Source organism: Burkholderia sp. WAC0059 (assembly GCF_002870125.1).
Taxonomy (GTDB): domain Bacteria; phylum Pseudomonadota; class Gammaproteobacteria; order Burkholderiales; family Burkholderiaceae; genus Paraburkholderia.
This window is the reverse complement of sequence record NZ_PNEO01000015.1, coordinates 85,781-107,566: the sequence shown is the minus strand read 5'-3', so window position 1 is coordinate 107,566 and position 21,786 is coordinate 85,781. Positions and strand designations below refer to the sequence as shown.

At 67.4% G+C, this 21,786-nt stretch carries 18 protein-coding genes; 12 read left to right on the top strand and 6 right to left on the bottom strand.

The window, feature by feature from the left end; translation table 11 throughout:
- The first annotated feature begins 254 nt into the window (after nt 1-254).
- From CY652_RS16385 to CY652_RS16365, 5 genes are all read left to right on the top strand, one after another.
- Nucleotides 255-1,244 (top strand): LysR family transcriptional regulator, encoded by a 990-nt coding sequence (locus CY652_RS16385; RefSeq protein ID WP_102131760.1) that lies wholly within the window; start codon nt 255-257, stop codon nt 1,242-1,244.
- Between the two features lie 328 nt (nt 1,245-1,572).
- Nucleotides 1,573-2,172: a hypothetical protein gene (locus CY652_RS24535; RefSeq protein ID WP_102131759.1), complete on the top strand. Its 600-nt coding sequence runs from the start codon at nt 1,573-1,575 to the stop codon at nt 2,170-2,172.
- Between the two features lie 223 nt (nt 2,173-2,395).
- Nucleotides 2,396-2,863: an HrpB1 family type III secretion system apparatus protein gene (locus tag CY652_RS16375; RefSeq protein WP_102131758.1), complete on the top strand. Its 468-nt coding sequence runs from the start codon at nt 2,396-2,398 to the stop codon at nt 2,861-2,863.
- 1,111 nt (nt 2,864-3,974) lie between these two features.
- A complete protein-coding gene (locus tag CY652_RS16370) occupies nt 3,975-4,391 on the top strand; it encodes a CidA/LrgA family protein (protein ID WP_102131805.1) in 417 nt (138 codons plus the stop codon).
- On the top strand, nt 4,388-5,107 hold the full coding sequence (locus CY652_RS16365) for an LrgB family protein (protein ID WP_102131757.1): 720 nt from the start codon (nt 4,388-4,390) through the stop codon (nt 5,105-5,107). The genes CY652_RS16370 and CY652_RS16365 overlap by 4 nt, the downstream gene beginning before the upstream one ends.
- A gap of 48 nt (nt 5,108-5,155) precedes the next feature.
- Here the strand turns inward: CY652_RS16365 and CY652_RS16360 are convergent, their stop codons facing one another.
- The gene (locus tag CY652_RS16360; RefSeq protein WP_102131756.1) at nt 5,156-6,211 is read right to left on the bottom strand and encodes an alpha/beta hydrolase; all 1,056 of its coding nucleotides are present in this window, start codon (nt 6,209-6,211) and stop codon (nt 5,156-5,158) included.
- A 163-nt stretch (nt 6,212-6,374) separates the two neighbouring features.
- Between CY652_RS16360 and CY652_RS16355 the strand changes: the two genes are divergently transcribed.
- The gene (locus tag CY652_RS16355; RefSeq protein ID WP_102131755.1) at nt 6,375-6,950 is read left to right on the top strand and encodes a flavin reductase family protein; all 576 of its coding nucleotides are present in this window, start codon (nt 6,375-6,377) and stop codon (nt 6,948-6,950) included.
- Nucleotides 6,951-7,005: 55 nt separating this feature from the next.
- On the opposite strand, the gene serC is transcribed toward CY652_RS16355, so the two are convergent.
- The 3 genes from serC to CY652_RS16340 form a co-directional block, all read right to left on the bottom strand.
- Nucleotides 7,006-8,100: a 3-phosphoserine/phosphohydroxythreonine transaminase gene (gene serC / locus CY652_RS16350; protein WP_102131754.1), complete on the bottom strand. Its 1,095-nt coding sequence runs from the start codon at nt 8,098-8,100 to the stop codon at nt 7,006-7,008.
- A gap of 10 nt (nt 8,101-8,110) precedes the next feature.
- Nucleotides 8,111-9,361 carry an ATP-grasp domain-containing protein gene (locus CY652_RS16345; protein ID WP_102131753.1) on the bottom strand — a complete coding sequence of 417 codons (1,251 nt, stop codon included), beginning with the start codon at nt 9,359-9,361 and terminating at the stop codon, nt 8,111-8,113.
- 576 nt (nt 9,362-9,937) lie between these two features.
- The gene (locus CY652_RS16340) at nt 9,938-10,864 is read right to left on the bottom strand and encodes a LysR substrate-binding domain-containing protein (protein WP_102131752.1); all 927 of its coding nucleotides are present in this window, start codon (nt 10,862-10,864) and stop codon (nt 9,938-9,940) included.
- Nucleotides 10,865-10,966: 102 nt separating this feature from the next.
- On the opposite strand from CY652_RS16340, the gene CY652_RS16335 reads away from it, so the two are divergent.
- The 5 genes from CY652_RS16335 to CY652_RS16315 all read left to right on the top strand — a co-directional run bounded on the left by CY652_RS16335 (nt 10,967) and on the right by CY652_RS16315 (nt 16,861).
- A complete protein-coding gene (locus CY652_RS16335; protein WP_102131751.1) occupies nt 10,967-11,875 on the top strand; it encodes an HpcH/HpaI aldolase/citrate lyase family protein in 909 nt (302 codons plus the stop codon).
- A 45-nt stretch (nt 11,876-11,920) separates the two neighbouring features.
- Nucleotides 11,921-13,126: a CaiB/BaiF CoA transferase family protein gene (locus tag CY652_RS16330; RefSeq protein WP_102131750.1), complete on the top strand. Its 1,206-nt coding sequence runs from the start codon at nt 11,921-11,923 to the stop codon at nt 13,124-13,126.
- Between the two features lie 30 nt (nt 13,127-13,156).
- A complete protein-coding gene (locus CY652_RS16325) occupies nt 13,157-13,996 on the top strand; it encodes an amidohydrolase family protein (protein ID WP_102131749.1) in 840 nt (279 codons plus the stop codon).
- Nucleotides 13,997-14,077: 81 nt separating this feature from the next.
- Complete coding sequence (locus CY652_RS16320; RefSeq protein ID WP_102131748.1) at nt 14,078-15,442, top strand: short-chain fatty acid transporter; 1,365 nt, start codon at nt 14,078-14,080, stop codon at nt 15,440-15,442.
- Nucleotides 15,443-15,484: 42 nt separating this feature from the next.
- Complete coding sequence (locus CY652_RS16315; RefSeq protein ID WP_102131747.1) at nt 15,485-16,861, top strand: 2-hydroxycarboxylate transporter family protein; 1,377 nt, start codon at nt 15,485-15,487, stop codon at nt 16,859-16,861.
- Nucleotides 16,862-16,971: 110 nt separating this feature from the next.
- Here the strand turns inward: CY652_RS16315 and dctA are convergent, their stop codons facing one another.
- Complete coding sequence (gene dctA, locus CY652_RS16310; protein ID WP_258002337.1) at nt 16,972-18,291, bottom strand: C4-dicarboxylate transporter DctA; 1,320 nt, start codon at nt 18,289-18,291, stop codon at nt 16,972-16,974.
- Between the two features lie 122 nt (nt 18,292-18,413).
- The gene (locus tag CY652_RS16305) at nt 18,414-19,517 is read right to left on the bottom strand and encodes an Ldh family oxidoreductase (protein WP_180970643.1); all 1,104 of its coding nucleotides are present in this window, start codon (nt 19,515-19,517) and stop codon (nt 18,414-18,416) included.
- Nucleotides 19,518-19,805: 288 nt separating this feature from the next.
- On the opposite strand from CY652_RS16305, the gene CY652_RS16300 reads away from it, so the two are divergent.
- Complete coding sequence (locus CY652_RS16300) at nt 19,806-21,659, top strand: sigma 54-interacting transcriptional regulator (RefSeq protein ID WP_102131745.1); 1,854 nt, start codon at nt 19,806-19,808, stop codon at nt 21,657-21,659.
- Nucleotides 21,660-21,786 lie beyond the last annotated feature (127 nt).

Here is a 21,786-nt window from a genome sequence, read left to right as displayed (position 1 = left end):
CCGGGGTGTCGCCGGGATCGTCGTCCGGTTCGCATGGTTCGTACGGTTCGCCGCGCCGCGAGCCCCGCGGGTCGGCGGCAAGCCGCAACGCCCGGTCTTCGCCGGGCCGGGCCCGGCGACCCGTCGCCGGATATTCGTTGCCTTATCATAGCCATCGCGTGCGGAACGACCGTCGTTGCGCACGCGATGCCCCGCCTCGTCCTGCCGCCGGCCCGGCCGGCGACGACGTGGGAACGCGACCGATCCGACGACTCATGGACTACTTTGCAGCAGTACGCGCCTTCCTGAGCGCGGCGGAGCTCCAGAGCTTCAGCAAGACCGCCCATCAGATGGCCGTCAAGACGTCGACCGTCTCGCGCTACGTGAGCGAGCTCGAGCGCGATCTCGGCATCGCGCTCTTCAACCGCTCCACGCGCGGCCTCGTGCTGACCGAAGGCGGCCGGGTGTTCCGCGAACACGCGCTGCTCGCGCTGGAGGCGCTCGAAGACGCGCGCCAGGTCACGTCCTCGCTGAACCGCACGCCGCAGGGGCTCCTGCGCGTCACGACGCCGTCCGCGTTCGGCCGCCTCCACGTCGTGCCGCATCTGCCGTGCTTCATGGAACGGTATCCGGACATCGACATCGAGCTCGTGGCGACCGACGAAACGCTCAACCTCATCGACGCGCGCATCGACCTCGCCATCCGCATCGGCGTGCTGCCCGACTCGTCGCTGATGGCGAGGCGGCTCGCGCCGCACCGGCGCATCGTCTGCGGCAGCCCCGACTATTTCCGCCGCCACGGCACGCCGTCGGTGCCGGCCGACCTGGCCGGGCACGCGTCGCTGCGCCTCGCCCTGCTGCCCGACGACCGCTGGCTCCTCGCCCCCGTCGCCCCCGCGGCGGACGGCGCGGCGAACCGCGCGAGCGACGACAACGCGGCCGCCGGGCCGACGCTCGTCGAACTGAAGGGCCGCTTTCGCGGCAACGATTCCGAGGCCGTGCTCGAACTCGCGCTGGCCGGCTGCGGCATCGCGCTCCTGCCGACCTGGCTCGTGGACCCGATGCTGCGCGACGGCCGGCTGGTCCACGTCCTGCCCGGCTGGGAGGCTCGCACGGGCCAGGCCGAACCGGCCATCTGGGCCGTCTATCCGCCCAAGAAGATCGTGTCGTCGAAGGTGCGGGCATTCGTCGATTTCTACGCGGAACGCATCGGTGAGCCGCCGCGCCAGGACGGCGGCCCGACCGCGGACGCGACGACGCCCTGATCGATCCCGCGCGTCGGATCGGCGCAATCCCATCAATACGGACCACGCGCCCGGAGCGCCGGCCCCCGCAACGCGCCTGACCGGCGTGCCCGGAGGTCGACCTGCGCGAGGCGCGCGCCACGCGGCGCTACCCCTAACGGAACGGCGCGAGCCTTCTTCCTCCGCGTTCCCAAGCCTCTCCCGCGCCTCATGAACAGGCCGCTTCGCAATTCGACTTATCGCTTCGGTTTTGCGTCCAGGTCAAGCAAGCCAGCAACTAAAGTAATCATCGTTGTGCCCCGCTTACTCAACCTGTTACTCAACCATCGTCTTTCACGGAGATTTCATCATGGGCGGCATCACGATCAACATCGACAACGGCGGCGCTTCCACGCTGGGCGGTTCGGACTCGATCGGCTCGAGCGATTCGTCGTCGAACAACAACGTCAACGAGGAGATCCAGGAAATCGAGGAGCTCCTGCAGCAACTGATGGCCAGCGAGGGCTCCCCCTCGAGCAGCGCGGGTTCGAGCCCGACGAGCAGCCTCGGTTCGACGCCTGCCTCCTCCCTCGGTTCGACGCCAACCTCCTCGCTCGGTTCGACGCCGGCCGCCTCGTCGGTTCCGGGTTCGACCGATCTCGCGGCGGACGGCCAGTCGCTGTCGTCGAGCAACATCTCGAGCGCCATGTCGCAATTCGCGCAACAGGATCCCTCGGGCTTCCAGGCGTTCCAGAACGCCATGTCGAGCGGCAACGGCAACGAAGCGGCCGGCATCCTCTCCGACGCAGTCCAAAGCGGCAAACTCAGCCAGTCGGTTGCCGGGACGCTCGCGCCGGAAATCCAGACCACGGCGAAGGAAAACGGCGGCGGCACGCTCAATGCCCAGGCTCAACTGCAAGTGGACCAGTTGAGCGGACAGCCGCCGCAGGGCTTGCTCATCTCCGCGTAATAGAACGCCCATTTCTTCGCTGTCTTCATGCACCGTCACGTTCTGCTCGCGTCGACCGCGTGGTTACCGGTCGACGGCGGGCGAACCGGACGGGCTTGGGCTTGCCGGCGGGAATATCGGCCTGGCGGACATACGCCCCGCATGAATGCATGCACGTACGCCCGCTGGGCGGAAAGGGTAGAAGCTGGACATTCCAGACGCGGTACATCACGGACAATCCGCCATGTGGTACACCCAATGCGACGAGGGCATCGTCAAGGCGTTGACCCGGATCCTCTCCCGCTCGCTGTCGAAAGCCGGGCAGTCGGAGGTGGAGGACCTGCTGGAGGCGTTGCATGTATTGCGCCCCGATAGAGTCGAACTCGATTTCTTCGACGTGCAACTGCAGATCCGTCGCGCGGACTGGACGAGCGCACTGCATCTGCTGAGACAAATACAGGCGAAAAGGGGCGATCTCGCGCTCTGCCTGGCCTTTCAGGGCTGGTGCCTGTACCGGCTGCGCGACCCGGAGTGGCGCCTTCACGTGTCGTCGTTGCTCAGCAGCAAAGCGGACCTGGCAGCCGTCTCGGTCGTCGGCCGTTTTCTGAAATTGCCGCAACTGTCGGCGAACGCCGAGTCGAAAGAGGAGAAGCTCAACGCGCTGCGCGCCGGCATCTCCGAGGTGCTCAGTCAGGACACCGTCTTCGAATAGCCGGCGCGGAGCGATGACGATAACGATGCCGCGGTTTCGGCATCGCTTTTTGTCGTGCACGCCCACGTCCCGCGACTAGCACGCGAACCGGATGTCGAGCGTGCGTCGCCACGTCCGCGGCCCGACGTCCTGGACGGGGATCACCGGGGTGTTCCCGTCCATCTCGTTGAAGTTGAAGGGCGCATGCCGGCGGCGGGCAGCATCACGAACGCCATGCCTGCGGTTCCCTAATCGACGCGAAATCGACGCGAGCCCGGATTCACGATCTCGCCGTCGTCGCCCCATTCCGTACCGACCGGCGTATGGCGGCCCAGCCGGGCGGCCCGGCTTGTCGCCCGCGATGAAGCCGGGCGCGATGGGCAGGCGGCGACGCGCCCCCCACGGATAGCGGACCGGCACGCCTCCGGACGCGTTCCCAACGGCGGGAATCCGCGACGATCCGCAGAAGCGCCCGACGACGACATCACGCTGGCTCCACGTGGCGCGGTCCCGAGGCATGACCCGGCGCGCAAAACTGACTTCCCGGCCGGGCACTTCTGCTTGCCGGTCCCAACCCCTATCGTGTGATCACGCGCTACCGCGGTCGTCCTCTTCGGGACGGCACGCGGCAGGCGCGGCCCCTCGTCCGCCGGAGCGCAACGTGTCTTCCGCCCTGCCCAGTATCCCGCCGTCCTCCCCGCTATCGCCGCGCATCGGCAGCGTCGGGCGGCGGCTCGCGGCAAGCGCATGGGCGCAACACCGGCCCGATCGCGCGGCGACGCCGTTCGTCACGAGGCGCCCCGCGTACGCGATTCATCGCCGCGCCGCATTTGCAAATCCCCTTGCCGCAAAAGTCATTTGCCGCGAAGGGCATTCTGAAAAAAACGGGCGGCGCTTAGAGTGTGCGCCGCCTCGCGCGCGCGGGATGGCGAAAAACGGCGTTCGCACTCCGAGGGCGCCCGACACGCCGTGCGCCCTCGACCGCGTGTCCCCGGGTCCGGGCCGACGTCCTTACTACCGCCCCGCGAGCACCGGAGCCGACGGAAGTCGGCTGTCCGCGCGCCCTGTCTTCGCGCCCGACGAACGCCTGTCCGTCAGATTCGCCGGGCCTATCCAACCCTGAGTGTCGATCATGCCATTCGCGTTTGCCGTTCTCGTCGTTGCCGAACTCGTCGGCGAAGTGCTGCGCCGCCTGCTGCACCTGCCGCTGCCCGGTCCCGTCATCGGGATGTTCCTGCTCGCGCTCCTGCTCGTGACGCGGGCCGGCCGCTGGATTCATGCCGCCGAGGGCGCCGAACCGCCGCCGCTCGCGAAGACGTCCAGCGCGCTGATCTCGAACATGGGGCTGCTCTTCGTGCCCGCCGGCGTCGGCATCATCGCGGAGCTGGGCGTGCTGCGCGAGGAATGGCTGCCGATCCTCGCGGGCCTGCTGGTCTCGACGGTGCTGGGCCTCATCGTCACGGGCGTCATCATGCACCGCGTGACGCGGTTGGCCGAACGCGCGGGCAAGACCGCCGGCGAAGCGGCCATCACGGAGCGACTGCAATGATCCTGCGTACGCTCTGGACCCCGCTCGCGCTCACGCCGCTGCTCTGGCTCGCCGTCACGCTGGTCGCCTTCGCGATCGGCCAGCGTATCCACCGCCTCTGCCGCAACTCGCCGGTGGCCAATCCCGTGCTGATCGCGATCGTCCTCATGGTCGTCGTGCTAAAGCTGACGAACACGCCCTACGCCACCTACTTCGCCGGCGCGCAGTTCATCAATTTCCTGCTCGGCCCGGCCACGGTGGCGCTCGCGGTTCCGCTCGCGCTGAACCTCTCGCACATCCGCCGCAGCCTCAACGGGCTCGGCATCGCGCTGCTGGCGGGCTCGATCACCTCGATGGTCAGCGGCATCGCCGTGGTCTGGCTGCTCGGCGGCGGACGCACCGTGGCGTTCTCGATGGCGCCGAAGGCCGTCACAACGCCGATCGCCATCGCGGTCTCGCAGGAAGTGGGCGGCGTGCCGGCGCTGACGGCCGCGCTCGCCATCGGCGGCGGCATCGTGGCCGCGGTGATCGGCCAGACCGTGCTGCGCTGGTTCCGCGTCGACGACTGGCGCGCGCACGGCCTCGCGGCGGGCGTCGCGGGCAGCGGCGTCGCCGCCGCCCAGATCGCGCCGCTAAGCGGCCTCGCCGCCGCCTTCGCGGCCATCGGCATCGGGCTCAACGGGCTCGTCACGGCGCTGATCGTACCGGCCATCGCGTTGCTGTGGCATGTGAAATGAGGAGGACGGAGCGCGGAACGAGCCCCGCCGCCCCAAGCCTCAAAGGCCTCAACGCGGTCCCGGTTCCTCGAGGAAGTTCTGCACGGCATTGAACAGTTGCAACCGGTTCTTCTCCATCAGGACCGTGTGCGTCCCCTCGCCGATCAGGTCGTACTGCTTCCACGGCGCGCCGGTCAGCAACGGAAACAGGGCCTGCGACATGTAAGGCGGCGTGTCCTGATCCCATTGCGCCTGAATCATCAGCGTCGGCGCGGCGATCCTGCCGGGATCGTAAGTCGCGTTGCCGGACATGTAGTAGCCGCGAATGTCCTCGGTCACGCCGTTGGGCGCGCGCAGAACCGGCGGATTCGCGGACGCGGCTTTCGGATCGGTCGCCCACGTCGCCTGCTGCCACCTGTCGAACCAGCCCGGCGGAATCAGGTCGGCCTGCTTGTCCTCGGGCACGCCCTTGTACCAGCGCGCCCTCGCCGACTCGATCGTCACCGTGCGGTACGCGCCGAGCTTCGCGGCATCGCCCGTCGGCGGCGTCTCGTGCGAGAGCCAGACCGGCGCGTAGAGCACGAGACGATTCACCTTCTCGGGGTAAGCCGCCGCGAATCCGCCGGCGATCGTCGTCCCCCACGACCATCCCATGACGTCGAGCTTCTTCAGGTGCCGGCGCGCCAGCACCCAGTCGACGACGGCCGCATAGTCCTGTACCGCCTGCGCCGTCGTTTCGACGGGCTGCCCCGCGTCGGCGGGACCGTCCATCGCGGCGGGACGCGTCGAACGTCCGTAGCCGGGCAGATCGAGCAAATAGACGTCGAAGCCGCGTCTCGCGATGTAATCCATCCACGACAGGCCGCCCAGTTCGAGATCGAACGACGTGCTCGCGGGATAGGTCGCGCCGTGGACGAACACCAGCGTATGAGCGGCGTCGAAATGCGTCTGGTTGGCCGGACGCTTGTTGCGAACGTAGATCTGGATGCCGGGTTGCGACGAGGCCACCATCGTCTCCTCGGTGACCAGTTTGACGGGCGTGGCGGCGTGAGCGGACGTCGGCCCGACGACGCAGGCAACAAACGCGGGAAGGGTTAATGACGCAAGCAATCGGGGGATGTTCATCGCATGTCTCCGTATGCCGTTTATCGGCGTTTTTTTAGATGGAGACACCACTCTAGCAAGAGCCGCAAGCCGGCGTCGGCATCCTGGCCCGATCCGCCGGCACCCGGGGCGGGTGCGGTGGTAACCTGTCCCTTCCGTCGCTCACTGCCCTGGAGGCCCCCGCATGTCCCGCCTCGAACCCGTCGCGCTCGAACACGCGAGCCGCCTCGTCAATCATGGCCCGACCGTGCTCGTGACGAGCGCGTCGGGCAGTCGCCGCGACGTGATGGCGGCGGCGTGGTCGATGCCCGTCGAATTCACGCCGCCGCGCATCGCCGTCGTCATCGACAAGCGCACCTTCACGCGCGAACTCATCGCCGAAAGCGGCGTGTTCGGCATCTGCATTCCGGGGGCGGAGCTGATCGACCTCACCTACACGGTCGGCACAACGAGCGGGCGCGATCTCGACAAGTTCGCACGGTACGGCATCGAAACCGTGCGCGGGCCGGCACTCGGCCTTCCGCTCATCGAGAACGGCTGCGCGGCGTGGCTGGAATGCCGGCTGATCAGCGAGCCCCACGCCGAGGACGCCTACGACACCTGCTTCGGCGAGGTGCTGTCGGCCGCCGCCGATCGGCGCGTGTTCGAGAACGGACACTGGAAGTTCGACGCGACGAATGCGCCGCTGCACACCCTTCACCATCTGGGCGCGGGGCACTTCGTGGTGGCGTCGAACACGCGGTCGGCAAAGCCGCTGTGATGCCGCCCGTCCGGCCTTCGGACCCGGAAGGCCGGACGCGGTGGTTTTCAGCAGGTCAAACCCGCGCCTGGCTGAATTCGCGGATGGACTCGCACAACGCCGCGACGGCCTCTTCCGTGACCGCGTTGTACAGCGAGGCGCGCAGACCGCCGATCGAGCGGTGCCCCTCGAGGCCCATCATGCCGCGCTCCTTCGTCTCGGCCAGGAACCCGGCGTCGAGCCTCGGATCGCCGAACGTGAACGCGACGTTCATCTTCGAGCGCCACGGCTTTTCCGCATGGATCTTCACCGCATCGCCGAGCTCGTCCAGCGTCTCGTAGAGGCGGCTCGCCTTGCGCTCGTTGATCTCCTGCATCTGCGCGAGTCCGCCGATGCAATACCGGAGCCAGCGCGAGACGAGCGTGAGGACGTAGATCGCGAAAACGGGCGGCGTGTTGTAGTTCGAGCCGTGCTCGACGTGGGTGCGAAAGTCGAGAATGGCCGGCAATCCGGCCGGGATGCGTTCGAGCAGGGCCCGGTTCACGATCGCGACGGTCACGCCGGACGGCCCGAGATTTTTCTGCGCGTGCGCGTAGATCATCGAATATCGGCCGGCCTGAATCGGCATCGACAGGAAGTCGGACGACATGTCCGCGATCAGCGGAGCCGGCGTCGACTGGTCCAGCACCGGGAACTGCAGTCCTTCCACGGTCTCGTTGGACACGTAGTGGAGATAGGCGGCCGACGGGTCGACGTCGAGGCCGTTCAGGTCCGGCAGCCGCCGATAGCCCGTGGCGGCGCCGTCCCACGCAATCCGGTGTCCGTGTATTTTCGCGGCCTCGGCCGTCGCCTTGGCGCTCCAGTAGCCCGACGTGACGTACTCGGGCGGCGCAAAACCCTTGCCGGTGAAATTCATCGGGATCATCGCGAACTGCAGGCTGCTGCCGCCCTGCAGGAAGGTGATCGCGTATTCGTCCGACAGCCCGAGCAACTGGCGCAGATTCTGCTCGGCCTCGTCGAGCAGGTCGCGAAACCAGGCGGAGCGATGGCTCATGCCGAGAACGGAAACGCCGGTTTCCGGCAGCGCCTCGATGGCCTGCCGCGCCTGTTCGAGCGCGATTTCGGGAAGCGCGCCGGGGCCGCCGGAAAAGTTCAACGTGTTCGGGTTCATGTCTTTTCGCCTATTGGGATGGATTCGCTGCTGGGCGCGCCGCGCGCTGGAGCATGTCGCAAAACGCACTGAATACGCGCTTCATCTGCGCAAGCTTGTACGGAAACGGGCCCGGGTCGTCCATGTCGTGAACGATCATGGCCGTGGCGACCTCGAAAATCAGCAGCCGGCCGTCGTTCGTCTCGGCGCAGTCGAAGCCGATGTAGTCGAGGCCCGTGAGATCCGCGATGCTTCGCAGCGCATCGCGATGGCGCACGGCGAATTTGGTGTCGAAGCTCGCCATGAAGCGCGCTTCCTCCTCGCGCCGCTCCGGATGCTCCAGCATCTCCGGATACGGGTAATGAACCATCCAGTGGCGCGAAATGCCCATGTGGCACACGTACGGCTTGCCGTCGATGAGCACGATCCGGTACTTGCGGAACAGGCCGTCCGCGCCGCTGTAGTCGATGAACGGCGCCACGTAGAATTCGGCGGCCTCCGCCTGATCCACGTACGCCTTCAGCGCTTCCCGGTCGGCCAGCCGCTCGAGGCCGCGGCCCGCGTGCGAGCCCACCGGCCGGACGATGAACGGAAAATCGCTGCCGACGGCGTCCGCGAGACTCCACTCGCCCGCCGCCGCGGCAAGCAGGCGCGCGCGCCCGACGCGCACCGTATGGGCCATGCAGATGCCGGGCACGTGTCCGAGGAGTGCCCAGGCCGCCTCCCGCGTCGTCTTCGCAATGCCCCGCGGATGGTTCAGCACGCGGCGCGACGTGCCTTCGAGGAGCCGGTCGATCCGCGCCAGCGCCTCGACGTTGGCGTCCAGCGCGCACGGCGTGACGAGCACGACGTCGTGGTCCGGCAAGGCGGTGGGTTCGGGCAGGCGGCCGTCGACGTAAAGCGCTTCCACCTGGAAATCGGACTGCTCGACGAGGCACTCGAACGGCGTGTTCGTCATGAGATCCCCGGGCGCCTTCAGCGCCAGCACCCGGACCGGAGGCGTCGAGGTCTGGGCGGCTTTCAGCCGATAGTGCCGGCAGGTGCGGATCGCCAGCTCCTGGACCGCGAGGGCCGAGGCCTTTTCGTACTTGAGTTCCAGCACGAGGGCGAGGTCGAGCAACACCTGGGGATTGCCATGCGTTTTGCTGTAATCGAGCAGTTGCTCGCCGACAGGCGTGAGATCGGAGCCGGCTGCGGCCTGCCGCAACAGCGTGGCCAGCCCGAGCGGCCGATAGGCGATCGGCTCCTGGCCGCGGGCGACGTCGGCGTGGGGTGTGTTCATCGATGATCCGTTGCTTCGGGTAATGCGCCGTGCTCGAAGAAGCCGGGGGAAAACGCCGACGCGACCGGGATGCTCGCGCGCGGCGTCGGGTCCGGCCCCGCGCCGCCGGCCACGGACCTGAGCGTGGCGGGCGAACGGTTTCGCGTCGGTTTTCGCATACAGATTCCTTACTTTTCCATTCCCCGCCGAAAGACAGCGCGAGCCATGCAAGAAACGCCGGCTCCGGCGGCAGGAGCGGCAAGATACCCAAAGGTAACCGCGAACCCCGGGGCGCAATTTCGCAAACAGAACGGGGAATTGGCACAAGATTGACCTTATCGGACCGGGCGTACGGCCGGCGGACGGCGCGGGGCGGCGGTCCCGTTTCCGCGCGCCGGGTCGGCGCCAGGCCAGTGCCGACCGGCCCGCCCGATTCCGGCCGATTTGCGCGAGTCGTGCCGGGTCGGCGCGTGAGGACGCGACCGTCTCGCCGTCGCGCGCGGTGAAACGACCCGGCCTCGCTAAAGTCCATTGCAACGATGACTTCGCCTGGCGGCGCCCGGCCTCTCCGAAATCCGCTCGCGCCGCACCGCCGGCCTACCGGCGTCCTTTCGATCGCCTCCCGCTCTTTCTCCCGTCGACCTCGACATTCGCATTGCCGAGCACGAGATCGGCGCATTGCTGAAATCCCCGGATCAAGCGCCCGCGCGGCGACGTCTTGTGCCAGAGCAGGCCGAAGCGTCGCGGCTCGGTCGGCCTCGGCAGCGCGAGCTTCGCCACCTCGAGCCGCTCCGTCAACGGCGAGACGATGTTCGGAACCAGCGACACGCCCAGCCCCCGGTCGACCATCATCGCAATGGCCATCAGCGAGTTCAGCTCGAACAGTTCGTGCGGAACGATGCGCTCGGCCCGCAGGTACCGGTCCGCCTGCTTCCCGCCGCCGAGCGAGCGGTCGTAGCGGATGAACGGTTCGCGACGCAGCAGTTCGTGCGGGTCCTCGCCCGCCAGCCGCGCCGGCGCGAGCACGACGATCGGCTCTTCCCGGAGCAGGTGCCAGTCGTACGCCTTGGACAACGCGAACGCGGGATGCAGGCAGACGGCCAGGTCCAGTTCCCCGCGCTGCAGACTCTCGTACAGCTCCATCGACGTGCCCGCGCGTATCAGCACCTTGGCCTGCGGAAAGGCGCGCGAGAATGCCGCCATCACGTCGGGCAGCAGACTGAGCAGGGCCGTCGTGATGGTGCCGATATGCAGCTCGCCCGCCACTTCTTCCTCAAGCGCGAATGCCTTCAGGTCGGTGAATTCGCGCACGAGGCTTCGCGCGCGGGCAATCACGCGATGCCCGGCTTCCGTCGGAATCACGGTGCGTCCGGCCCGGACGAGCAGGGAAACCCCCAATTCGCGCTCGAGCGCCTGCACCTGCTGCGCGATCGCCGCCGGAGTCACGCCGACGCGCCGCGCGGCCTCGGCCATCGAGCCGGTATCGACGACCAGCAGCAGATTGCCCAGGAATGCGATGTCCATAACGATAGATTTACTACTCTCTAAATATAGTTATAGATAGTTTATCTAAAACCTATCTCTGCGTAGACTGGTCATCGACAAATACGACACGGAAATGGAGACATGAGAAGCAAGCTGTTCGTGCCGGCATCGCGCCCGGAGCTGTTCGCCAAGGCGCTGGCCAGCGCCGCCGACGCCCTCTCGTTCGATCTCGAAGACGCCGTTGCGCCCGAGCGCAAGCCCGAGGCCCGTGCGGCGCTGCGCGACCTGCTGCGCGACGAGACCATCCGGAGTCGCGGGAAGGTGATCATCGTGCGCGTGAACGCGCTCGAAACGCCCTTTTTCGCGGACGACGTCGACGCCGTCGTGCAACCCGGACTCGACTTCATCAATCTCCCGAAGCCCGCAAGCGCGGATGACGTGCGCGCCGCCGCGACCGCCATAGAGAAGGCCGAGCGGGCAAACGGCGTAGCCGTACCCGTGAAGCTGCTGCTCAATATCGAGTCGCCGGGCGCCTTGCGGCATGCGGCGGAACTCGCCGCCGCGCATCCGCGCGTCGCCGGGCTGCAACTCGGGCTCGGCGATCTGTTCGAGCCGCTCGGCATCGCGCGTCGCGAGCCGGCGGCGGTCCAGCAGGCGATGTTCGCGCTGCGCATCGCGGCCGGCGAAGCCGGCGTCTTCGCCTACGACGCGGCGTTCGCCAACATCAAGGACGAAGCCGGCTTCCGGGCCGAAGCGCAGCTTGCCCACGCATTGGGCTTTCTCGGCAAGAGCTGCATCCATCCGAGCCAGGTCGCACTGGCCAACGACGTGTTCCGCCCTTCCGACGCGGACATCGCCCATGCGGTCCGCGTCGTCGAAGCGGCCCGCGACGCGGAGCGCAAGGGGCTCGGCGCTTATGTCGTCGACGGCAGGATGATCGATCCGCCCTTCGTCGAACGCGCCCGCGTGCTCGTGCGCGAGGCGACGCGCCTCGACCTGCTGACCGGCGAACAGCGCGCAGCGCTCGACGACACGGCCTCCGCAGGCTGAAACACGCGATCGGCACGCGCACATCGAATACAGCCGGAGACCATGATGGAATCTTCTTCCCCTTCGTCGCGGGCGGTCCGGCAGGGACCGCTCGCGGACCTGCGGGTGCTCGACCTGAGCGCCTATATCGCCGGACCTTACGGCTGCACGCTGCTGGCGGACCAGGGCGCCGAGGTCATCAAGATCGAACCGCCGTCGGGCGACAACCTGCGCAAATATCCTTCGACGCTCGAAGCCGAGAGCCGCGCGTTTCTCGGCGTGAATCGCGGCAAGCGCGGCCTCGCGCTGGACCTGAAGCAGCCCGAGGCGCTCGACGTCCTGATGCGGCTCGTCAAGACCGCCGACGTCCTCGTGCACAACTTCCGGCCGAGCGTACCGGCGCGGCTGGGCATCGCCTACGAGCAACTGCGCGAAGTGAATCCGCGGCTCATCTATTGCGCCGTGACGGGATACGGCGAAACCGGGCCGTACCGGGACAAGGCCGGCTACGACCAGGTTCTCCAGACCATGACCGGCATGTGCAAGACGCAGGGGCCGCCGGACGGCCCGCCCGAAATTCTCTACGGCTCGGTGGTCGACTACTATGCGGCCGCGCTGGTCGCGGCGGGCGTGTCGTCGGCCCTGTTCGAGCGCGAGCGCAGCGGCGTCGGACAGTACGTCGGCGTGTCGCTGCTGCGCAGCGCGCTGACGATGCAGTCGGCCCGCATGATCTGGGCCGACGGCGAGCCGAGAGAGATCGGGCGCGACATGCGTTCGGGCGGCATCACCGGCATCCATCCGACCCGCGAAGGCTATCTGTACATTTCCGCGAACACGCCGCATTTCTGGCAGGCGCTATGCGAGAAAACCGGCCTGCACGCGCTCGCGAACGACGACCGCTACGACAGCGTGCGCAAGCGCGCCGCGCGCCGCGACGAGATCGTGCCGCAATTGCACGCTGCATTGCAGGCGCGCACGGCGCTCGAATGGGAGGCGCTGTTCGGCGATGCCGTGCCCTGCGCGGCCGCGCGCGGCATCGAAGACATGTTCGACGATCCGCAGGTACAGGCCGAGGGCATGGTGTCGGATTTCGAGTACCCGGGCGTCGGCCGGTATCGCGGCTTCCGGCATCCGGTCCGGTTCGGCTCGACGCCGCTGCCGGATCCGTCCGCGGCACCGACGTTCGGCGAGCACTCCGACGCGGTGCTGCGCGAGGCCGGATGGTCCGACGAGGAAATCAGACATCTTCGCGAGAAGCGGGCCGTGCTGTAGCGGCCGGCGCCAGCGCGGAAGGAGACACGCATGGGCACGCAACGACACGCAGGAGACGCTGTCCCGGCCGGGGCATGCGACTCGCACATCCATATTTTTAGCCGGGATTTCATGCCGCGCGACGGTTTCGTGGAAGACGCGGACGTCGCCGCGTACCGCCGCGTGCAGGCAAGTATCGGCACGCAGCGCGCGGTCGTCGTCACGCCCCGCGTCCACGGCACGGACAACGCGGTGACGCTCGATGCCATTCGCCGGTTCGGCATCGCGAACGCGCGCGGCATCGCCGTCGTGCGCCCCGACGTCACCGATGCCGAACTCGCGACGCTGCACGAGGGCGGCATTCGCGGCATCCGCTTCACGCTCTATACGCCGAAGAACGCCGTCGTCGGCTTCGACATGGTCGAACCGCTTGCGCGGCGCGTGGCCGAACTCGGCTGGCACGTCCAGTTGCACTGGACCGCCGCGCAGATCGTCGAGCATGCGGCCCTGCTCGAACGCCTGCCGTCGACCATCGTCTTCGATCACCGCGCGCGCCTTCCGCTCCCCGACGGCGCGACGCACGCGGCGTTCGCGACGGTGCGCCGGCTCGCCGAAAGCGGGCGCGCATGGATCAAGCTGTCGGGCCCGTACCTCGATTCGGCGCAGGGGCCCGGCGCGCGCTATGCCGACGTTGCGCCGACCGCCCGCGCCTGGGTTGCGGCGGTGCCCGACCGGCTGGTGTGGGGCAGCGACTGGCCGCACGTGACCGAGACGCACAAGCCCGAGGACCCGATGCTGATGGATCTGCTCGACGAATGGACGCAGGACGCGGCCGTGCGCCGTCGCATCCTGGTCGAAAACGCGGCAAGGCTGTACGGATTCGACGGCTAGGCCGGAAACGCCATCGCACCGGCTCGACGCAGGGCCCCGACGCGCACAGGACGCGTGGAAAAACTCAATCGGAGACAGGTCATGAAATCCACGGTCGCGTCCGCTTCCGGGCGCCGGACACGTTTCACGGAGGCGACAATCAGCCTCTTCGAGCGGACCATTCCCGACCCGTTCGTTCTGGCGATACTGATTACGGCGGTCGTCGCGGCGCTGTCGGCGATGTTCGCGCCGCACGCCACGCTCGGCGGACTGGTCGGCGGCTGGTACAAGGGCTTCTTCGACATTCTCACGTTCGCCGTCCAGATCACGCTCGTGCTCGTGACGGGCCATGCGTTCGCGCACGCGCCCGTCGTGCAGCGCGCGTTCAAGGCGCTGGTGTCGATCGCCCGCACGCCGGTGCAGGCCGCCACGCTGACGTTCGTGCTGGTCGCCGTGGCCTCGTTCTGCAACTGGGGGCTGGGGCTCGTCGTCAGCGCGCTGCTCGCGCGCGAGGTCGCGAAGCACATGCGCGTCGATTTCGCGTGGATCGTCGCCGCCGGCTTCTCGGGATGGGTCGTGTGGGCGGGCGGCATCTCCGGTTCGATCGCGCTCGCCCAGGCAACGCCCGGCAGCGCCATGAACGTGGTGCAGAAGATCACGGGCCAGGTGCTGCCGCTCAGCGCGACCGTGTTCACCCGTTTCAACCTGGTGCCGACGCTCGCGATGCTGCTCGTCATGCCGTTCGTCCTCGCCTGGCTCAAGCCGCGCGACGAGGATGCCGTCGTCCTCGACACGCAGAAGCACCCCGATGCGCCGCCCCGCGACAAGCCGACGGGCAAGCCGGGCTTCGCGCGCTGGATCGAGCATTCGTGGCTGGGCACGGCCTTCATCGGCGCCGCCGGCGTTGCGTTCCTGATCCTCGCGAAGCGGCAGCACGTCGAATTTTCGGGCGTCGATGCCGTGATCTTCGTGATGTTCGTCGCGGGCCTCGTCCTGCACGGCTACCCGCTCGCCTATGCCGACGCCGTGAAGAACGCCTCGAGACAAACGGGCTCGATGCTGCTGCAGTATCCGCTGTACGGCGGGATCATGGGCATGATGGACGCCGTGGGCCTGCCCCGCGTCATCGCCCACTTCTTCATCGCCATTTCCAATGCGCACACGCTGCCGTTCTGGAGTTACGTCTGCTCGCTCGTCGTGACGTTCTTCATTCCGAGCGGCGGCGGCCACTGGGCCGTGCAGGGCCCGTTCGTCGTGCCCGCGGCGGTCGCGCTGCAGGCCTCGGTGCCGGCCACGACGATGGCCGTCGCGATGGGCGAGCAGGTGTCGAACATGATGCAGCCGTTCTGGGCCGCGCCCGTCGTCGCGATGGCGGGCATCGGCGTGCAGCGCGTGCTCGGCTTCACCATGACAACTTTCGTCGTGGGCGCGCTCGTCTACGGCGCGGCCTTGCTGTTTCTCGTCTGAAGACCCGGTCAGTCAAAAGTCAGCCCAAAGTCAGTCAAAACAATGAACAGAGACAATCCCCTGAATTCGCCGGCGCAAGCCGCATTGCACACGCGGCCGGACCCGGCCGCGCAGACGTCCCGCGCGCTCCGCGAGCGCTGGTGGCGCATCTTCGACATACGCATCGGCGCGCTGCCGCTGCCGGTCTACGTGCTGCTGGTGGGGGTGCTCGCCGCGATGGCGGCACGAGGCAAGCTCGCGGCGGACCTTCCGACGGGCATCGCGCTCGTCGCCGTGGGCGGCTTTACCTGCGCCGAACTCGCCCGGCGCATTCCGTGGATTCGCCACATCGGCGCGACCTCGATATTCGCCGCCTTCCTGCCGTCGATGCTGATCTACTACGGGTGGATGCCCGCGCCCATCGTCAAGGCGGTGACGCTTTACACGAACACGTCGAATTTCCTTTACCTGTTCATCGCCGCCATCATCGTCGGCAGCGTGCTCAGCATGGACCGCCAGACGCTGGTCAAGGGATTCGTGCGCATCTTCATTCCGCTCGCGAGCGGTTCCGTCGCGGCGGCGATCGTCGGGACGACGGTCGGCATGGCGCTGGGGCTCGACGCCCGGCACGCGCTCTTCATGGTCGTCGTGCCGATCATGGCCGGCGGCGTCGGAGAAGGCGCGCTGCCGTTGTCGGCGGGCTACGCGCAGATTCTCGGCGCCGCGCAGGGGCCGATCTTCGCGCAACTGCTCTCCGCGGTGATGCTCGGGAACATCGCGGCCATCTGCTGCGCCGGCCTGCTGAGCTATCTGGGAACGCGTCGTCCTGCGTGGACGGGCCACGGCCGCCTGACGCGAACCGCGGACAACGACGAGGCCGTCGTGGCCGGAGAGGCTCCGTCGCCCGAACCGGACGTCGGCTCGGTCGCGGCCGCCGGCGCTACGGCGATCGCGCTCTATCTGCTGGGCGTGCTGAGCCAGCAGCTATTCGGCTGGCCCGCGCCCGTCGTGATGCTCGTGCTGGTCGTCGCCGCGCAGTTGTTCCACCTCGTGTCGCCGCGCGTGCGAGGCGGCGCGCGCTTCATGTACGGCTTTTTCTCGACGGCCGTGACCTATCCGCTGATGTTCGCCATCAGCGTGGCGATGACCCCGTGGGGCCAAATCGTGGCGGCCTTCCATTGGGTCAACATCGTCACCGTCGTCTCGACCGTGCTGGCCATGACCGCCACGGGCTTCTTCGTGGGCCGGCTCGTGGGGATGTACCCGGTCGAAACCGCCATCGTCAACGCGACCCACAGCGGGCTCGGCGGAACCGGCGACGTGGCCATCCTGACCGCGGCGAACCGCATGGAATTGATGCCCTTCGCGCAGATCGCCACGCGCATCGGCGGGGCCTGCACCGTGCTGGTGGCGCTGACGGTGCTGGCGTACTGGAAGTAACGTCCGGCGCGGGCCCGGCATGCCGGGCAGGGCCCACGAACCCCACTCCGCTCGCCGCCGAATGAAGCAGGTAAAAGGATCGCCCGAGCCGCCGCATGGCGCCCGCGCGTTCAAACCTCCTTCAAACTCGGCGCCGGCGCCTCCTTGATCCTCGCCGCCCCATCGAGTTTCTTTCTGAACTGGTTCATGTCGAGCACGTGCTCCCAGCGCGCGACGACCACCGCCGCCACGCCGTTACCCACGGCGTTGACCACCGCGCCGCCCACCGAGACGAACTGGTAGATGCCGAGAATCGTCGCGACGCCGGCAACCGGTATGTAGTTCGTGCTCGCCAGCGTGGCCGTCAGGACCACGAGCGAGCCGCCCGTCACGGCCGCCGTCCCCTTCGAGGTCAGCAGCAATACGGCCAGCAACGCCAGTTGTCCGCCCAGCGACAGGTGCGTGTTCGTGGCCTGCGCGACGAAGATGGCGAGGACGGTCAGGTTGAGGCAGGTGCCGTCCTGGTTGAAGGTATAGCCCGTCGGCACCACGAGCCCGACCACGCTCTCGGGAACACCGAGCTTTTCGAGCTTGGCCATCAGCCCCGGCAGGGCCGCCTCCGACGACGACGTGCCGACGATGACCAGGATTTCGTCCTTGAGGAAGCGGACGAGCTTGAAGAGGTTGAAGCCGGCAAGCCACGCCACGCCGCCGAGGCAGACGACCAGGAAAAAGATCGCGATGATGTAATAAACGGCGACGAGCCAGGCGAGCGAGCCCAGCGAGGCCGCGCCGTACCGGCCCACCGTGAAGGCCATGGCGCCGAAGGCGCCGATGGGCGCGACTTTCATCACGTAGTTGATGGCGCCGAAAAAGCACTGCGCGGCCAGATCGATGACGTGCAGCAGCGGCTTGCCCTTCTCGCCGAGCGCGTGAAGCGCGAACGCGAAAAGCAGCGCGAGAAAGAGGACCTGCAGGACCTGCCCCTCGGCGAACGCGCCCACGAACGTATCCGGGATGATGTGCAGAAAGTAGTCGGCCGCGCCGCCGGCGTGACTGACGCTGCCCGAGATCGACTTCAACGACGCCGTATCGATGGTCGAAACGTCGACGTTCATGCCGACGCCGGGCCGGAAAACGGCCATCCCGACCATGCCGAGGACGAGCGCTATCGTCGTGAGAACCTCGAAGTAGACGAGCGCCTTGACGCCCACGCGGCCGACCTGGCGGATGCTGCCGATGCTCGCGATGCCGTGCACGACAAGGCAGAAGACGATCGGCGCGATCAGCATCTTGACGAGCTTGATGAAGCCGAAGCCGAGCGGCCGCATGGCCTCGCCCCATGCCGGCTGCAGATGCCCGAGCAACGCGCCGATCAAGATCGCCGCAAATAGCTGGAAACCCAGACTGCGGTAAAGCGGACGCCGTTTTCTCGCGGCGACGACATCCATGGACGAGCGTGTTCCCGTCTCCATATCTCCTCCCATCTCTCTATTAGTCATTCGGTCTTGTGTGATCGCGCCGGCGTCGCGCGGCTATTGCGCCGTCGCGACCCGCGGCTCGCCCGCGCGTCTCACGCGTCGGCCAGCGCCGGCAGCGTGCCGTCGCGCGGAAGCGGAATATCGACGCCCAGGTTCTCGCTGGCCTTCACGAGTTCGTTCACGACTTCGGCGGGCAGAGCGATGCCCTGCGCCATCTGGCGGCGGTAATTTCTTGCCTCGATCTCGCCGGGAACGAATATCTCGTCGACGCCCGCGGCCTTTTTCGCCTGCTTGATGTAATCGATCTGCACGTCCATGTCCGATTTGAACCGGGTCGCGTCGATCAGGTAATCGAGGCGGATGGCAAAGAACGAGTGGCCGATGTTCAACGGCTCGAAGTCCTCGTACACGTCCTTGAGCGTCGGGCCGATGGCGGCGCCGGCCACCATCGACGAGATCATGCCGATGACGATGGACAGGGCCGAGCCCTTGTAGTCGCCCATGGTCCTCAGGAAGCCGAGCGTGGCGGCGGCCGGGTCGGTCGTCGGCGTGCCGGTCGAATCGAGCGCCCATTCCTGCGGAATCTTCGAATGGGTCTTCGCCGCCATCACGATCTTGCCCTTCGCGACGACGCTCTGGGCCATGTCGAGCACGACCGCGTCGCGCTTCAGCGCGGGCAATGCCACGCTGAACGGATTGTTGCCGATCCGCCGTTGCGCGCCGCCGTACGGCGCCATGAGGTTGCCGCCGCCGATCGACGTGCACAGGCCGATCATGTCCTTTTGCAGCGCCATCATCGAGTAATACGCGAGCGCGCCGTTGTGATTGCTGTTGCGGGCGGTGACGAACGAAATGCCGTGGCTGTCGGCCAGTTCGATCGCCTTGTCCATCGCGTAGCGCGAGACGACCTGCCCGGAGCCGTTGTGACCGTCCACGAGCGCCAGCGCGCCTTTCCCGGTCACGATCGACGGTTGCGCGACCGGGTCGACGCTGTGCTTTTCGATCCGCTTCAGGTAGAGCGGCACCCGAAGGCAGCCGTGCGAATAGACGCCCCGCGCGTCGGCGACGACGAGCGTATCGGCGATCAGTGCCGCGTCGCCGCGCGCGACGCCCGCCGCCTGAAAGATGTCGCCCACCCAGTTGCGCAGCACGTCGGCGCCGACGACGACCGTGTCGTTGAAAAAATAGTGTTTCAAGAGTCCTCTCCAGTTTCTCCGCGGCCGCTTTTTCCCGGGCCGCTGGCCTCCTTTATCGCAAGGGCTATGCCAGCACGCGGACGCCCGTGCGGCCGCGCTCCCGCAGGCATCCGTTGCATCGAGGCGGCGGCAGACGTTGCACATCGTTGTATGATGTTGCAAATCGTTGCGACGCCGGACTCGGTGCACGAGCCACGCGACGTCGCACGGACACAATAAACAGAAACTCCGTTGCCCTGACCATCCGTCGCCGGACGAAACACGGGCACCGGAATCCGGAGACAAGGCATGAAAGGCACGATAGGGTTCATCGTCCCGACCGACGAGATGCGATCGTTCGTGCGGCAAACGCTCGTCGATCACGAAGACGTCACGGTCCGCGTGGGCATCATCACGGACGCGCATCGCCTGGCCCAGGAACTGGTCGCCGACGGCGCCCAGGTCATCATCGCCCGGGCGGAAACCGCGCGGGCCCTCAAGGATCTTCGCCAGCTCGTGCCGGTCGTCGAAGTGCCGATCACGCTCTCGGACCTCGTGCAGGCCGTCACCGCGGTCAAGCCGTACGGCGCGAAAATCGCCGTCGTGTGCTTTCCCGACATGGCCTACGACCTCGACTGGCTCGGACAGATACTGGACGTCTCGTTCCGGAAATACCTCATCACGACGGTGGCCGACGTGGAAAGCGCCATGGATTCGGCCCGCCTCGCCGGCTGCGACAGCGTCATAGGCGGCGGCGTGACGGTCCGCTGCGCGACGGCCCGGCATTTCCGGGCAAGCGTCATTCCGATGGGCAAGGATGCCGTTCTGCTCGCCGCCCGGCAGGCGCTCCAGATCAAGACCGCGATCGACGCCGCGACGGAGCGAAATACCGTCATCACGACGCTGCTCGAACAGGCCTATGAGGGAATCCTGACCATCGACGCCGCCGGCATCGTGCAGACGTTCAATCCCACCGCCGAAAAACTGACGAAAATTCCGCGTTCGCGTGCGCTGGGCGCGAGAATAGCCGACCTCTGGCCCGAACTCGAACTCGAGGCAGCCCTGACGAACGGCCCGCAACGCGTGGATCAGCTCGTCGTGCTGCCGGACGCGCAACTGGTCTGCAACAAGGCGCCGATCGTGGTCGACCGGCGCGTGCTCGGGGCCGTCGCGACGTTCCAGGAGGCGCGCCGCATCGAAAAGATGGAAGCCGCGATCCGGCAGAAGGTGCACGCGCGCGGGCATGTGGCGAAGTTCCGCTTCGCGGACATCGTCGGCCAAAGCCCGGCGATTCGCGAGGCGATCGGAACCGCGAAGGATTACGCCGACTCGCGGTTCAGCGTGCTGATCCAGGGAGAAACCGGCACCGGCAAGGAAGTGTTCGCGCAAAGCATCCACAATCACGCGTCCCGTTCGGACGGCCCGTTCGTGGCCATCAATTGCGCGGCGCTGCCCGGGCAGATTCTCGAAAGCGAGCTGTTCGGATACGTAGGCGGCGCGTTCACGGGCGCCAGCCGCGAAGGCAAGCCCGGGCTTTTCGAGGTCGCCCACAACGGCACGGTGTTCCTCGACGAAATCGGCGAGATGGACTACGCGAACCAGGGCCGGCTGCTGCGCTTCCTGCAGGAACGCACCGTCAGACGGCTCGGCAGCGACAGGAACATTCCCGTGGACGTCCGGATCATCGCGGCCACGAACAAGGATCTGCAAGCGCTCGTCGAACAGAAAGCGTTCCGCGAAGACCTGTTTTTCCGGCTGAACGTCCTGTCGTTGACGCTGCCGCCGCTGCGCGACCGAGCCGACGACATCGAGCGCTTCGTCGAACAGTTCCTGCTTCGATACTCAGCCGAAAACGGCAAGTCGGTCGTCTTCGAGCGCAAGGCGTTGTCCCGGCTGAAGGACGCTCCGTGGCGAGGCAACGTCCGCGAACTCGAGCACTTCGTCGCGCGCATCGTCATCACGGCGAAGACGCAGCGCATCGGCGTCGGACAGGTGGCGGCCGCGCTCGCCCCCGGGCGCCCCGACCTCGCCGCCCAGGAACGGATCAACGCCGTCAGGCGCGCCCTCGCCGAAGCGCGGGGCAAGCATGCCGAGGCGGCCGCCATCCTGGGCGTCGACCGGTCGACGCTCTGGCGCTGGCTGAAAAGACATCCGGTTGTCTGAGCTGACGGTCGTCCGACGCCGATTGCCGCCGACCGCCGGAGCGCAGCGCCCGCTGCCCGCGCCGCCCGCCCGTCGATGAACGGAATGGTCTGCGCTCGCTGCCGCCGTCGCTACGCGCGTGTGCCCG

Excerpts from the sequence above, each read along its gene's own strand:
- CY652_RS16365 (WP_102131757.1), top strand. The coding sequence starts at position 4,388 with ATGATCCTGCGTACGCTCTGGACCCCGCTCGCGCTCACGCCGCTGCTC.
- CY652_RS16340 (WP_102131752.1), bottom strand. The coding sequence starts at position 10,864 with ATGGACATCGCATTCCTGGGCAATCTGCTGCTGGTCGTCGATACCGGC.
- CY652_RS16375 (WP_102131758.1), top strand. The coding sequence starts at position 2,396 with ATGTGGTACACCCAATGCGACGAGGGCATCGTCAAGGCGTTGACCCGG.
- CY652_RS16355 (WP_102131755.1), top strand. The coding sequence starts at position 6,375 with ATGTCCCGCCTCGAACCCGTCGCGCTCGAACACGCGAGCCGCCTCGTC.
- CY652_RS16335 (WP_102131751.1), top strand. The coding sequence starts at position 10,967 with ATGAGAAGCAAGCTGTTCGTGCCGGCATCGCGCCCGGAGCTGTTCGCC.
- CY652_RS16345 (WP_102131753.1), bottom strand. The coding sequence starts at position 9,361 with ATGAACACACCCCACGCCGACGTCGCCCGCGGCCAGGAGCCGATCGCC.
- CY652_RS24535 (WP_102131759.1), top strand. The coding sequence starts at position 1,573 with ATGGGCGGCATCACGATCAACATCGACAACGGCGGCGCTTCCACGCTG.
- CY652_RS16325 (WP_102131749.1), top strand. The coding sequence starts at position 13,157 with ATGGGCACGCAACGACACGCAGGAGACGCTGTCCCGGCCGGGGCATGC.
- CY652_RS16385 (WP_102131760.1), top strand. The coding sequence starts at position 255 with ATGGACTACTTTGCAGCAGTACGCGCCTTCCTGAGCGCGGCGGAGCTC.
- CY652_RS16330 (WP_102131750.1), top strand. The coding sequence starts at position 11,921 with ATGGAATCTTCTTCCCCTTCGTCGCGGGCGGTCCGGCAGGGACCGCTC.
- CY652_RS16360 (WP_102131756.1), bottom strand. The coding sequence starts at position 6,211 with ATGAACATCCCCCGATTGCTTGCGTCATTAACCCTTCCCGCGTTTGTT.
- CY652_RS16370 (WP_102131805.1), top strand. The coding sequence starts at position 3,975 with ATGCCATTCGCGTTTGCCGTTCTCGTCGTTGCCGAACTCGTCGGCGAA.
- CY652_RS16315 (WP_102131747.1), top strand. The coding sequence starts at position 15,485 with ATGAACAGAGACAATCCCCTGAATTCGCCGGCGCAAGCCGCATTGCAC.
- serC (WP_102131754.1), bottom strand. The coding sequence starts at position 8,100 with ATGAACCCGAACACGTTGAACTTTTCCGGCGGCCCCGGCGCGCTTCCC.
- CY652_RS16300 (WP_102131745.1), top strand. The coding sequence starts at position 19,806 with ATGAAAGGCACGATAGGGTTCATCGTCCCGACCGACGAGATGCGATCG.
- dctA (WP_258002337.1), bottom strand. The coding sequence starts at position 18,291 with ATGGATGTCGTCGCCGCGAGAAAACGGCGTCCGCTTTACCGCAGTCTG.
- CY652_RS16320 (WP_102131748.1), top strand. The coding sequence starts at position 14,078 with ATGAAATCCACGGTCGCGTCCGCTTCCGGGCGCCGGACACGTTTCACG.